The organism is Janthinobacterium kochi (assembly GCF_051380715.1).
Classification (GTDB): domain Bacteria; phylum Pseudomonadota; class Gammaproteobacteria; order Burkholderiales; family Burkholderiaceae_D; genus Janthinobacterium.
The window spans coordinates 827,008-840,282 of record NZ_JBNYXO010000001.1 but is presented as its reverse complement, the minus strand read 5'-3'; the positions used below and the strand labels follow the sequence as shown (position 1 = coordinate 840,282).

Genomic DNA, 13,275 nt, shown 5'->3' with positions numbered 1-13,275 from the left:
CGCTCAGTTGCATTTGACGGCCCCGAAATGCTGCGCCAGGGTCAGGCCCAGTCCCTGCTCGACGGCGTTTTCCACCTGCGCCGCCAGGGCGGCCGCCTCGACGGCGGCCTTGATGTCGCGTTCATTGGTGGAGCCGGCCGGATAACCGGAATTGACGCGCATGCCGCCGAAGACGAATAAACGGTAGACATCGGCCAGGCTGATGCGGTTGACATTGCCCAGCAAGACCCAGTGGTCGGAACTGTCGGCCACGCGCTTGCCCCACTGCACGCGCACGGCGCCCTCCACATTGACCCGTCCCACCCAGCCCTGCTGCACCATTTTGTCGAGCAGGGTTTCCATCTCTTCGAAGCCCAGGCGCGTGCTGCGGCGAATTTCAGCCGCGCCCACCAGGGCCGAGTCGGCGCAGTGGCAGGCCTGGTGCAGCACTTTCAAGATGGCGACGGCATCGACGAATTCGCTGCCCGGCGCCGCCTCGTACCACCAGCGCTCGTATTTCACGACGGGCAAGGCGGCCACCAGCAAGGCGCCCACCAGGGTGATCATCCAGCTCAGGTAAATCCACACGAGAAACAGCGGCAAGGCGGCCAGCGCGCCATAGATGCGCGAATAGGTGGGGAACTCCTGGATGAATTCACCGAAACCGCGCTTGGCTACCTCGAACGCCAGCGCTGCCAGCAAGCCGCCCCAGGCCGCGTCGCGCCAGTCCACGTCGCGGTTCGGCACGGCGATGTACAGCAAGGTAAACGCCAGCATGGTCAGGCCGATCGACACTAGCGTATAAAACACGGCGCCGAGGAAAGGCACGGCACCCACCACGCCGCTGGTGGCCATGAAGAGGCGCGACGTCACCGTCAGCGACACGCCCACCAGCAGCGGCCCCAGGGTGACGATGGCCCAGTAGACGAGCAGGCGCTTGGTCCAGCGGCGTTCCTGGCGCACGCGCCAGATGCGGTTGAAGACGCGTTCGATCAAGCCCATCATGCCTACCGAGGTGACGATCAGGGCACCGGCGCCGATGGCCGACAGGCGCGTGGCTTTCGAGGCAAATGTCGTCAGGTAGTCGAGGATGGTGTTCGAAATCCCCTTGGGCATCACGCTTTGCACGAAATAATCTTCCAGCGCGTGGCGGAAGGTATTAAACAGGGGGAAAGTGGTGAAGATGGCCAGGGCCAAGGTGAGCAGCGGCACCAGCGCAAACACGGTGGCGAAGGTCAGGCTGCCGGCCACTTGCGGCAGGCTTTCCTCGCGCACGCGGCGGCGCGCGAACTGCAGCAGGTCGCGCGTTTCGGACCACGTCAGGCCGCGCACAATGTCGGCACCGATGTGCAAGGTGCGCCACAGGTATTGAAAGATGGGGAGTATATATTTTGAAAGCATGTGCAAAATCAGAACGGCGCCATGACAGCAGTCGTATCAGGCTGTAAAGCGCCCTATAATACCAATTATGAAGCCAACCAATCTGATTATTCTCGTATTGTTTTATTCACGCCATGGCGCCACGCGCCAGCTGGCCGAGCTGATAGCCCAGGGAGTGGAAAGCGTGCCTGGCTGCGACGCGCGCCTGCGCACCGTGCCCGCCGTCTCCACGGTGACGGAAGCGACGGCGCCGGAAGTCCCGCCCGATGGCGCTCCTTATGTGGAACTGGAAGACTTACAGGAATGCGCGGGCCTGGCCCTGGGGTCGCCCACGCGCTTCGGCAACATGGCCGCCGCCATGAAGTACTTCTGGGATGGCACGGCCAGCGACTGGCTGGCCGGCAGCCTGTCCGGCAAGCCCGCCTGCGTGTTCACGTCCACGGGCAGCCTGCACGGCGGCCAGGAATCGACCCTGCTGTCGATGATGATCCCCCTCTTCCACCACGGCATGCTGGTCATGGGCTTGCCCTACACGCATCCCGAACTGATGACGACGTCCACGGGCGGCTCGCCGTATGGCGCCACGCACTGGTCAGGCATCGACGGCGACAAGGCGCTCAGCGACGATGAAAAACGCCTGGCCATCGCCCTGGGCCGGCGCCTGGCGGAAAACGCCGCGAAACTGGCAGGCGCATGATGCACGGCACACTGCACAAGTATTTTCACTGGGGCGCCATCGCCAGTCTCGTCACCCTGATCTTCTGGTGCCTGCTGTGGGAAACCGTCGTCGCGCCGCTGCAGCCGGGCGGCTCCTGGGTCGTGCTGAAGGCAGCGCCCCTGTTCATTCCCCTGTACGGCGTCATCAAGCGCGACGTCTACACCCTGCAATGGTCGTCGATGGTAATCCTGCTGTATTTTACAGAGGGCGTGGTGCGCGGCTACAGCGACACGAACGCCACCTCGGCCCTGATGGCCTGGGGCGAGGCGGCCATCGTCTGCATCTATTTTTTCTGCGCCGTGCTGTATCTGCGTCCTTACAAAAAGGCCGCCAAGCGCATGGCCAAAGAGCTGCTGGAAAAAGTGAATAAAGTGAGCATCAAGAAATGAGCGACAAGCAAATGACTGACCAAGCCGACTTCCTCGCCGCCTGCCGCGACCTGCTGGGCGACACCTATGTACTCACCCTGGACGCCGACATGGCGCCCTTCCTCACCGACTGGCGCGACAGGTTTACCGGCAAGGCCCTGGCCGTGCTGCGCCCCGCCACGGTGGAGCAAGTAGCAGGCGTGCTGCGCGCCTGCGCGCTATGGCAGATTCCCGTCGTGCCGCAAGGCGGCAATACGGGCCTGGTGCTGGGCAGCATCCCGGACGCTGCCGGCACGGCCATCGTGCTGTCGCTGGCGCGCCTGAACAGCATCCGCGCGCTCGACCCCGTCAACCGCACCATCACGGTGGACGCGGGCTGCATCCTGCAAACCATCCAGGAAGCGGCCAGCGCCGCCGGCTGTCTGTTCCCCCTGTCGCTGGCGGCCGAGGGCAGTTGCACCATCGGCGGCAACCTGGCGACGAATGCGGGTGGCACGGCCGTGCTGCGCTACGGCAATACGCGCGAGCTGTGCCTGGGCCTGGAAGTGGTCACGCCGCAAGGCGAAATCTGGAGCGGCTTGCGCGGTTTGCGCAAGGACAATACCGGCTACGACTTGCGCGACCTGTACATCGGCGCCGAAGGCACCCTGGGCGTGATCACGGGCGCGGTCATGAAGCTGTATCCGCAGCCGAAAGCCTGCCTCACGGCGCTGGCCGCCATGCCCTCAGCCGCCCACGCCCTGCGCTTATTAAGCCTGATGCAGGACCATTGCGGTGCCAGCCTGACGGGTTTTGAATTGATGTCGCGCTATTGTTTGCAACTGGTGGCGCAGCAGTTCCCCCAGCTGCCGCGCCCATTTACCTCCCCGCATGGCCAGTACGTGTTGCTGGAGCTGTCCAGCAGCCAGTCCGAGGCGCATGCCGTGGAATTGCTGGAAGCGAGCATCGGCGCGGCCCTGGAAGACGAGCTGATCCAGGACGCCGTCGTTGCCAGTTCCGTGGCCCAGTCCGAAGGCCTGTGGCAGCTGCGCGAGCACATTCCGCTGGCGCAGGCGCAGGCGGGCAAGAACATCAAACACGATATCTCGCTGCCGATTTCCCGCATCGCCGATTTCATCGCCGTCACGGACGCGGCCCTGGAAACGGCCTTCCCCGGCTGCCAGTTGGTGTGCTTCGGCCACCTGGGCGACGGCAACCTGCATTACAACGTGGCGCCGCCGCCCGGCATGACGGACACGATTTTTCTGTCCAACCAGGATGCCATCAACCGCATCGTGCACGACCAGGTCCACGGCTTTGGCGGCTCGATATCGGCCGAACACGGCATCGGCACGCTGAAAAAGGACGACCTGGCCCGCTACAAGTCGCCGCTGGAACTGCAGCTGATGCGCGCCATCAAGCAAGCGCTGGACCCGCAGAACATCATGAATCCGGGGAAAATCCTGTGAAATCGCCATCCCTCCTGCTCTGCGCCATGGCCTTGCTGGCCGGCCCCGCCAATGCGCAGGACATCTACAAATGCGTGCAGGATGGCCAGACCAGCTACAGTGCCACTCCCTGCGCGGGTGGCCAACTGCAGATCCTCGAAATCCCCTCGCCTCCGCCTGCCGTCGACAAGGGCGCTGCCACGCGCCAGGAACGTGTGGCCAGCCAGCTGGAGGCGGCACGCAAGAAGCAGGAAAATCTGGCAGACCAGGCGCGCGAACGGGCCGCCAGGCAGAAGGAAACGCATGACAAGCATTGCGCCCAGCTGCGCCTGGAGCAAAAATGGGCGGCGCAGGACGCCGTCGGCGCCGGCGACAAGAACCGCGACGCGGCACAACTGAAAGCGCGGCGCGCTGGCGAACGCCTGGCCGTCGAATGTCTGCATTGAGTGCGCCGCTGGCCAGCCCGGCGACGACGCGCCTGCTGTCGCGCTGGCTGCTGCTGGGCGAATGGCGCGCGCACCCCGTGCGCGCCTTCGTCGCCATCCTGGCCATCGCCATCGGCGTGTCCTTGGGCTTTGCCATCCACCTGATCAACGCGGCCGCCTTCAATGAATTTTCCACGGCCGTCAAAAGCCTGTCCGGCCAGGCCGACGTGCAGGTGGCCGGACGCGAAGCGCTGTTCGACGAAGCCATCTACCCGTGGCTGGCGCAGCGCGACGGCGTGGCCATGGCCTCGCCCGTGCTGGAGCTGCAGGCCGCGGTGGCCGGCAAGACTGACGGCGGCCCGCTGCACATCCTGGCGCTCGACGTCTTCCGCGCCGGCTTCATCTCGCCCGACCTGATCGGCGCGCCCGCCGATGGCCAGCCGTTCGACACGCTGGCCGACGACGCCCTCTTCCTGTCGCCTGCGGCCTTGCGCTGGCTGAATGTGGCGCAAGGCGACAAGATTGCCCTGCAATCGGGCACGGGTACGGTGCCCTTGCGCGTGGCCGGTTCACTGCAGCGCGCGCGCGCCGGCCAGCGCATCGCCGTGATGGATATCGGCGCGGCGCAGTGGCGCTTCAACAAACTGGGCAAGCTGTCGCGCATCGATCTGAAACTGCGCCAGGGCGTCAACCGCGACGCCTTCCAGGCGGATCTCGCGCGCGCACTGGAAGCCCAATACCCGGGGCGTTTCCAGGTGGGTCAGCCGAATGACGAAAACCAGAATAGCCGCAACAATAACCTCAGCCGCGCCTACCGGGTCAACCTGACGGTACTCGCCCTGGTGGCCCTGTTTACGGGCGCCTTTTTGGTATTTTCCACGCAGGCCCTGTCCGTCATCCGCCGCCGCGGCCAGTTCGCGCTGCTGCGCGTGCTGGGCATGGAGCGGGGACAATTGCTGCGCCAGGTGCTGCTGGAAGGCGCCAGCCTGGGCGTGCTCGGCGCCGCGCTCGGCATCGCCGGCGGTTATGCCATGGCCGCTGTCGCCCTGCGCTTCTTCGGCGGCGACCTGGGCGCCGGCTATTTCGCGGGCGTGCAGCCGCAAGTGCAATTCACGCCCGTCGCCGCCTTCGTCTACTTTGCGCTGGGCCTGGGCGTGGCCTTGCTGGGCTGTGCGGCGCCAGCGCTGGAAGCGGCGCGCGCGGCCCCCGCCATCGCCCTGAAATCGGGCAGCGAAGAAGTCGTGACGACGCGCCTGGCGAAAACCTGGCCCGCGCTGGCTTGTCTGCTGCTGGCCGGCGCCTTGACCTTGCTGCCGCCCGTCTTCGAGCTGCCCCTGTTCGGTTATCTGTCCATCGCCCTGCTGCTGATCGGCGCCATCGCCCTGATGCCGCAGCTGGCGTCCGTGGTCTTCCGTTTCCTGCAGCACGCCTGGCTGCGCACGCGGACCAGCGCGCACGCGCCCGTGCGCAGCCTGACCCTGGCCCGCCTGGCGAATGCCTCGGGCCAGGCCGGCATCGCGCTCGGCGGCGTGTTGTCGAGCTTTAGCCTGATGGTGGCGATGGCCATCATGGTGTCGAGTTTCCGCGTCTCCGTCGATGACTGGCTGCTGCAGATCTTGCCGGCCGACGTGTATGCGCGCACGGCCGCCAGCGGCGGGACGGCGGGCCTGAATCCACGCGAACAGGCGAGCATCACCGCCCTGCCCGGCGTGGCCAGGGCGGATTTCCAGCGCCTGCGCTCGCTGTCGCTGGCACCCGACCGACCGAATGTAGTGCTGCTGGCGCGCCCCGTCAACCTGGCCGATCCGGAAAAAAGCATGGTGCTGGTGGGTGACACCCTGCCCGTGCCAGATGGCGCGAAACCCGTGTGGCTGTCCGAGGCGGCGGCCGACCTGTACAGCGTCAAACCTGGCCAGCAGATCGCCCTGCCGCTGGCCGGCGCTCTGCACAAGTTCTTTGTCGCCGGCATCTGGCGCGACTATGCGCGCTCTTCCGGCGCCATCCAGATGCCGCTGGACGACTACCGCGCGCTGACCGGCGACCATGACGTGAGCGATGCGGCCCTGTGGCTGGACAAGGACGCCACGGGCGAGCAGCTGCAGCAGCGCCTGAAGGCCCTGCCGTTTGGCGCCAGCCTGGAAGTGTCGAATCCCTCGGCCATCCGTGCCCTGAGCCTGCAAATCTTCGACCGCAGCTTCGCCGTCACGTATTTACTGGAAGCGATTGCCATCGTCATCGGCCTGTTCGGCGTGGCCGCCACATTTTCCGCGCAGACCCTGGCGCGCGCGCGCGAATTCGGCATGCTGCGCCACGTGGGCGTGACGCGCGGGCAGATTTTGTCCATCCTCGCGCTGGAAGGCGGCGCGCTGACGGCGCTGGGCATCGCCACCGGTTTTGTTCTGGGCCTCTTGATCAGCTTTGTGCTGGTCTTCATCGTCAACCCGCAATCGTTCCACTGGACCATGCAACTGCACCTGCCGTGGCCCTTGATCGCCAGCGTGGCCGCCGCCCTGCTGACGGCAGCCGCGCTGACTGCCCTCATCGCGGGCCGCCAGGCGCTGTCCGCTGGCCCCATCCGCGCCGTCAGGGAGGACTGGTAATGCGCCGTGTGACTTGTTTATTGTTGTTCTGCAGCGCCGCCGCCATCGCCGCGCCGCCCGCCTTTGCCCCCGTCACGCCGCTGCCTGCCGGGCAAAGCCTGCGCCTGCCCCACGACTTCGGCGCCCATCCCGCATACAAGACGGAATGGTGGTATGCCACCGGATGGGTCAAAACCAGCGCTGGCGAGCAGCTGGGCTACCAGGTAACCTTCTTTCGCAGCGCCACGGCGGCCGATGCCGACAACCCCAGTGCCTTCGCGCCGAAGCAGCTGATCATCGGCCATGCGGCCCTGTCCGACCCGAAGGTCGGCAAGCTGCTGCATGACGAGAAAAGCGCGCGCGAGGGTTTCGGCCTGGCCTACGCCAAGGTGGGCAACACGGATGTGAAACTCGACGACTGGCGCATGCAGCGGCAAGCGGACGGCAGCTACCAGGTCAGCCTGGCTGCGCGAGACTTTACACTGCAGCTGACCCTGTCCCCCACGCAGCCCGTGCTGCTGCAGGGTGACGGCGGCTACTCGCGCAAGGGCGCGCGGCCCGCGCAAAGCAGTTACTATTACAGCGAGCCGCAGCTTGCTACCCGTGGCACGATCACGCGCGCGGGCGGCAAGGCGGAAGCGGTGACGGGCACCACCTGGCTCGATCACGAGTGGTCCAGCCAGGTGCTCGATGCGGATGCCAGCGGCTGGAACTGGATAGGCGCCAACCTCGCTGACGGCGGCGCCCTGATGGCCTTCCAGATCCGCAGCAAGACAGGTGCTAAACTATGGGCGCACGCGACATGGCGCGATGCTTCCGGCAAGATAACGCAGTTCGCTCCCGGCGAGGTCGATTTCACGCCCACGCAGCTGTGGCGTTCGCCCCGTACGCAGGCCCAATACCCGGTCGCCACCGAGATCCGCACTGGCCCCACGCGCTGGCAGATCAAGCCGCTGCAAGCGGACCAGGAACTCGATTCGCGCCGCTCGACGGGCGCCGTGTACTGGGAAGGCGCAGTGACGGTGGAGCGCGATGGCCAGCCGGTGGGCCGCGCCTACCTGGAAATGACGGGCTATGTCCAGCCGATGAAGTTGTAAGTACTACCGAATATGTAAATCAAAGCGAAAAACAATGACAACCAGCACAGAAACAGGCAGCACCAGTACCACCGCAACCGCACCGTCCCCGGACACCGGCACCAGCCGCGAACTGAAAAAAGGCAGCCTGGCCGCCTTCAAGGGATTGATGCCCTTTTTGACGCCATACCGCAAGCAGTTCTTCCTGGCCGGTATCGCACTGGTGGTGGCAGCCGCCTCCACCCTGGCCATTCCTGCCGCCTTCAAGCAGATGATCGACCTGGGTTTCGGCGGCGCGGCCGGCTCGAGCAGCATCCAGCACGTCGACCTGGTGTTCCTCGCCCTGTTCGGCGTGGCGTCCATCCTGGCGCTGGCCACGGCGGCGCGCTTCTATACGGTGTCGTGGCTGGGCGAGCGCGTCACGGCCGACATCCGCAGCGCCGTGTACCGCCACGTCGTCACGCAAAGCCCCGCATTCTTTGAAACCACGCAGACGGGTGAAGTCCTGTCGCGCATCACCACCGACACGACACTGATACAGGCCGTGGTCGGCACCAGCATCTCCATGGCGCTGCGCAATGTGCTGCTGTTCCTGGGCGGCCTGGTGATGCTGTTCGTCACCAGCGCAAAACTGGCCGGCATCATCATCGGCCTCTTGATTCTCGTCGTCGTGCCCATCATCGTGTTTGGCCGCAAGGTACGCAAGCTGTCGCGCGATTCGCAGGACCGCATCGCCGACGCTTCTGCCATGGCCGGCGAAATCCTCAACGCCATGCCCACCGTACAGGCGTTTACGCACGAGAAAATCGAATCGAAACGCTTTGGCGACTCCGTCGAAGGCGCTTTCATGACGGCCATGCGCCGCATCCGCGCCCGCGCCCTCTTGACCATGATCGCCATCTTGCTGGTCTTCGGCACCATCGTGTTTGTGCTGTGGCTGGGCGCGCGCGCCGTGCTGGAAGGATCGATGACGGGCGGAGATTTAGGCCAGTTCATCCTGTACGCCTCCATCGTGGCCGGCGCCATCGGTGCTTTGTCTGAAGTCATGGGCGAAGCGCAGCGCGCCGCCGGCGCCACCGAGCGCCTGCTGGAATTGATGGCCGTCAAATCGGAAATCGAGTCGCCTGTCACGCCCTTGCCGCTGCCGGCGCGCGCGGCAAACGGCGCTTCGCTGTCGCTGGACGATGTCATGTTCTCGTATCCGTCGCGCCCGGACACCCACGCGCTGGACCACGTCAGCCTCGATATCCGTGCCGGCGAAACGGTGGCCGTCGTCGGCCCTTCCGGCGCCGGCAAGACCACGCTGTTCCAGCTATTCCTGCGCTTTTATGACCCGCAAAGCGGCAGCATCCGCCTCGATGGCGTGGACATCAAGCAGCTAGACCTGCACACCCTGCGCGATGCCATCGGCATCGTGCCGCAGGATACCGTGATCTTCTCGGCCGACGCCATGGAAAACATCCGCTACGGCCGCGCCGGCGCCAGCGACGAGGAAGTCATCGCTGCCGCGAAAATGGCGGCCGCCCACGAATTCATCGAACGCCTGCCGAACGGTTACAAATCGTTCCTCGGCGAACGCGGCGTGCGCCTGTCCGGCGGCCAGCGCCAGCGCATCGCCATCGCCCGCGCCCTGCTGAAAAACCCGCCCCTGCTGCTGCTCGACGAAGCGACCAGCGCGCTGGACGCGGAATCGGAACGCCTGGTGCAAAAGGCGCTGGAAGCGGCCATGGTGGGCCGCACCACGGTCATCATCGCGCACCGCCTGGCCACCGTCCAGCGGGCCGACCGCATCATCGTCATGGAAGACGGCAAGATCGTCGAGACGGGCACACATGCGTCGTTGGTTGCGCTCGGGGGCATCTATGCGAACCTTGCCGCACTGCAATTCCATCACGTACAGCTCAATCCAGCAGAATAATCATGAACGCACTTTTTCACGCCAACCTTGGCATCACCGATTTCTGGACCTTTTTACTGGGGACCATCTTCATCGTCATCCTGCCCGGTCCCAATTCCATGTACGTGCTGTCGGTGGCCGCCCAGCGCGGCGTGCGGCCCGCCTACCAGGGCGCCTTCGGCATTTTCGCGGGCGACCTGATATTGATGGTGTTGTCGGCCTGCGGCGTGGCCTCCCTGCTGAAAGCCAGCCCGGCCCTGTTCTACGTGGTGAAATATATCGGTGCGGCTTACCTGGGCTGGATCGGCCTGCAAATGCTGATCGGTTGCTGGCGCAAGCTGCGCGCGCCCGCGCCGGCCGACGGTGAGGCGGCAGCCGCACCGGCGCCCGTCAAGGAAAGCGATCCATTCCGCAAGGCCTTGATCATCAGCCTGATGAATCCGAAAGCCATTTTGTTCTTCATTTCCTTCTTCATCCAGTTCGTCGACCCGGCCTTTTCAAAGCCCGTGCTGTCCTTCATCGGCCTGGGCCTGATCTGCCAGGTGATCAGTTTTAGCTATCTGACGGCCATCATCTTTGTCGGCGCGCGCCTGGCCGAGACATTCCGCCGCCGTCGCCGCCTGTCGGCCGGCATGGGCGGCGGCGTGGGCGCCATGTTCATCGGCTTTGGCGCGAAACTGGCCACAGCTACCCTGTAAGGAACTACTGTGAACGAGCTTGAGTTGCGCCAGCGCTGCCATACCGTCCTGCCGGGCCACCGCCAGCCCACGCCGGCGGCCACTTTCGCCGCCATGGCCGCCTGGTGCGACGTCAACGACATTGCGCACGATACCTATGGCGAAGGCGCGCTGATCGAGCAATTCGAAAACAAGATCGCCAGCCTGCTCGGCTTCGAGGCTGCCGTGTTCTGCATCACGGGCACCATGACGCAGGTGACGGCCCTGCGCCTGGCGTGCCAGGACCGGGGTTCTTCGCTGGTGGCGCTGCATCCCACGTCGCACATCCTGCGCCACGAGCGGGGCAACCATGCATTGCTGGAGCACTTCAAGGGCTTGATGATCGGCGACCCGCACCGTCCGTGGACGGTGGACGACTTGCGCGCCGTGCCCGATGCGCTGGGCGCGGTGCAGGTCGAACTGCCGATGCGCGAAATCGGCGGCCAGTGCCCGTCCTGGGATGAGTTGAGCCAGATCAAGCGGCACTGCCGCGAGCACAACATCCACCTGCACATGGATGGCGCGCGCCTGTGGGAAGCGCAAGCCGGTTTTGGCCAGCCCCTGCCCGCCATCTGCGACGGCTTTGATTCCGTGTATGTCTCGCTGTACAAGGGCATCGGCGGCCTCGGTGGCGCCATGCTGGCCGGCAGCAGCAGCTTTATCGAACGGGCGCGCGCGTGGTTCCACCGCCAGGGCGGCAACATCGTGCACCGCACACCCTACGTAGTGGCCGCCGCCATGCAGTTCGACGCGCGCCTTGCCGCCATGCCCCGCTATTTCGCACGCACGCAGTGGCTGTACGCGCTGCTGCGCGACTTTCCGAGCATCGCCGTCAATCCCGCCAGCCCGCAAGCGAACATGCTGCATCTGCACCTGCCCGTCTCGCGCGAGCGGGCCATCGCCATCCGCAACCAGGTGGCGCAAGACCACGGCATCTGGCTGTTTGCCCGCGCCAGCCACGCCGCCCTGCCAGGGCACAGCGTGGTGGAGTGGTATGTGGGGGATCAGTTGCTGGAACTGCCGGACGATAGCGTGCGGCTGGCCTTGACCTTATTGGATCAGGCGATGCGCGCCAGGGAATGATCATGGTAGGTCGGGTTAGCGCGCAGCGCGTAACCCGACAACTTCCGAAAACCCATCAAAAGCCGGGGTCAGACCCGAAGGGTCTGACCCCATGCACCCCAAAAAAAAAGCGCCCGAAGGCGCTTTTTTCCTTTCATGGCGGCCGGGTTGGCCGCCACTACCTGCTTAGAACTTGTAGTTATAAGCGAGACCGATCAACTGCATGCGGGTCTTGAACAGGCCCTTGGTGGTTTCACCGTTGCCGGTGCAGCCAGGGGTCACCGGCGAGCAGTTATTCTTGTAGTTGACGTCAGCATCCTTGAAGTCGATATAGCTGTAAGCCAGGTCCAGCGAGGAATTGGCGTTCAGCTTCCAGTTCGCGCCGATCGAGTACTGCATGCGGTCGCTGTCCGGCAAGGCTGGATGACGCAGCTCGGCGCTGCGCACTGGGGCTTGGTCGTGCGCTATACCGGCGCGCAGCAACAGGCTCTCGCTATACTTGTAGTTGGTGCCCAGCGAGACGCGGTAAGTGTCTTTCCAGTTCTGACGAATGCGCTCGGCGCCTTCGGCTGTCGGCGGAAACTGGATATCCAGGTTCTCCAGGCGCGAGGTGCGGGTCCAGGTGACGTCGCCCATCAAGGCCCAACGATCATCCATCTGGTGGAAGGCGTTGACCGACAGGGTTTCCGGCGTGCGCAATTCGACCAGCGCCTTGGAGTTGACCTTGCCCGATGCGGCGCTGATGAAGCCATTCACGGCCGCATTATTCGACACTTGCGAGAAGTCCCAGATCGTGTCGCCTTTCAGCTTGTGCGAAATCGACGAACGGTAAGAAATGCCGAAACGCGTGCCTTCATTGAGCTGGTACAGATAGCCGAGGTTGAAGCCGAAGCCCCAATCGTTTCCATCCATCTTTGCATGACCATCGTTGAGCACGCCCATCAGGGTGGTCTTCGCGGCACCAGCGGCGGCGAGCCCCTGCTTCAGGGCGATATTATTCAGAAATACAGCCGATGCTTTAGCTGTCTCAGGATTCTGGTTCAGGGTATACACGGTCCCCGCCACATCCACTCCCTGACCCAGTTCCGCCTTCATGTATTCCGCCGTGATGCCGAAACCAAACGAGTGGTGCTGGTCCAGCTTGAAAGATACGGAAGGATTCAGGGCGATGGCTTCGAGCTTGATGTTGGTGATCGCATAGCGGCCATACCAGTCATTGCCATAGTCGAGCTTGGCGCCATACGGCACGAACAGACCGGCGCCGACGGTCCATTGATCATTGATCTTTTTGCTTGCATACAGGGCCGGCGCAACCACGGCATCCGGGGCGTAATCTTTCGCCCCAGTAAAAGGCTGGCGATTTCCCTTGGAGAACGCCTTCGAACCCGTATCCTGGTAGGTCGAATGCGGCACGACGATGGTGCCGCCGCCGACGAACTGCGTGCCTTCCAGGCGCGACAGGCCGGCCGGGTTGTAGAAAATGGTCGACGCGTCGGCCGCTTCGGCGCCGCTGGCATCAGCCGTGCCTTGGGCGGAAACACTTTGCGAGCCAAAACGGTAGCCGGAAGCCTGGGCGGTGGAAGCGAAGCCGGCGCATGCGACGGCGATCAGGAGGGGCAGATATTTATATTTCAAGTTAGTCTCTCTT

General features: G+C 64.5%; 11 protein-coding genes. 9 read left to right on the top strand and 2 right to left on the bottom strand.

The annotated features are described in order from the left end of the window. Positions 1 to 3: 3 nt before the first annotated feature. Positions 4 to 1,380 (bottom strand): YihY family inner membrane protein, encoded by a 1,377-nt coding sequence (locus ACQ4WL_RS03895; RefSeq protein ID WP_436508192.1) that lies wholly within the window; start codon positions 1,378 to 1,380, stop codon positions 4 to 6. Between the two features lie 67 nt (positions 1,381 to 1,447). Between ACQ4WL_RS03895 and wrbA the strand changes: the two genes are divergently transcribed. Genes wrbA through ACQ4WL_RS03850 form a run of 9 tightly spaced genes read left to right on the top strand, consistent with a single transcriptional unit; the run spans position 1,448 to position 11,648 of the window. Beyond that, positions 1,448 to 2,056, top strand: a complete 609-nt coding sequence (gene wrbA / locus ACQ4WL_RS03890) for an NAD(P)H:quinone oxidoreductase (protein ID WP_251348423.1) — start codon at positions 1,448 to 1,450, stop codon at positions 2,054 to 2,056. Beyond that, positions 2,053 to 2,466, top strand: coding sequence for a DUF2069 domain-containing protein (locus ACQ4WL_RS03885; RefSeq protein WP_436508191.1), 414 nt, complete (start codon positions 2,053 to 2,055; stop codon positions 2,464 to 2,466). The genes wrbA and ACQ4WL_RS03885 overlap by 4 nt, the downstream gene beginning before the upstream one ends. Before the next feature lie 11 nt (positions 2,467 to 2,477). Next, positions 2,478 to 3,893: an FAD-binding oxidoreductase gene (locus ACQ4WL_RS03880; RefSeq protein WP_436508190.1), complete on the top strand. Its 1,416-nt coding sequence runs from the start codon at positions 2,478 to 2,480 to the stop codon at positions 3,891 to 3,893. Then, positions 3,890 to 4,318 carry a DUF4124 domain-containing protein gene (locus ACQ4WL_RS03875; RefSeq protein ID WP_436508189.1) on the top strand — a complete coding sequence of 143 codons (429 nt, stop codon included), beginning with the start codon at positions 3,890 to 3,892 and terminating at the stop codon, positions 4,316 to 4,318. The genes ACQ4WL_RS03880 and ACQ4WL_RS03875 overlap by 4 nt, the downstream gene beginning before the upstream one ends. Continuing rightward, positions 4,306 to 6,897 (top strand): FtsX-like permease family protein, encoded by a 2,592-nt coding sequence (locus ACQ4WL_RS03870; RefSeq protein ID WP_436508187.1) that lies wholly within the window; start codon positions 4,306 to 4,308, stop codon positions 6,895 to 6,897. The genes ACQ4WL_RS03875 and ACQ4WL_RS03870 overlap by 13 nt, the downstream gene beginning before the upstream one ends. Next, a complete protein-coding gene (locus ACQ4WL_RS03865; RefSeq protein WP_436508185.1) occupies positions 6,897 to 7,973 on the top strand; it encodes a lipocalin-like domain-containing protein in 1,077 nt (358 codons plus the stop codon). Before ACQ4WL_RS03870 ends, ACQ4WL_RS03865 begins: the two co-directional genes overlap by 1 nt. Before the next feature lie 34 nt (positions 7,974 to 8,007). Then, positions 8,008 to 9,870, top strand: coding sequence for an ABC transporter transmembrane domain-containing protein (locus ACQ4WL_RS03860; protein WP_436508183.1), 1,863 nt, complete (start codon positions 8,008 to 8,010; stop codon positions 9,868 to 9,870). 2 nt (positions 9,871 to 9,872) lie between these two features. Next, the gene (leuE, locus tag ACQ4WL_RS03855; RefSeq protein WP_436508182.1) at positions 9,873 to 10,547 is read left to right on the top strand and encodes a leucine efflux protein LeuE; all 675 of its coding nucleotides are present in this window, start codon (positions 9,873 to 9,875) and stop codon (positions 10,545 to 10,547) included. Between the two features lie 9 nt (positions 10,548 to 10,556). Further along, complete coding sequence (locus tag ACQ4WL_RS03850) at positions 10,557 to 11,648, top strand: threonine aldolase family protein (protein ID WP_436508181.1); 1,092 nt, start codon at positions 10,557 to 10,559, stop codon at positions 11,646 to 11,648. A gap of 165 nt (positions 11,649 to 11,813) precedes the next feature. On the opposite strand, the gene ACQ4WL_RS03845 is transcribed toward ACQ4WL_RS03850, so the two are convergent. Further along, positions 11,814 to 13,262, bottom strand: a complete 1,449-nt coding sequence (locus ACQ4WL_RS03845; protein WP_436508180.1) for an OmpP1/FadL family transporter — start codon at positions 13,260 to 13,262, stop codon at positions 11,814 to 11,816. Between the last annotated feature and the right edge of the window lie 13 nt (positions 13,263 to 13,275).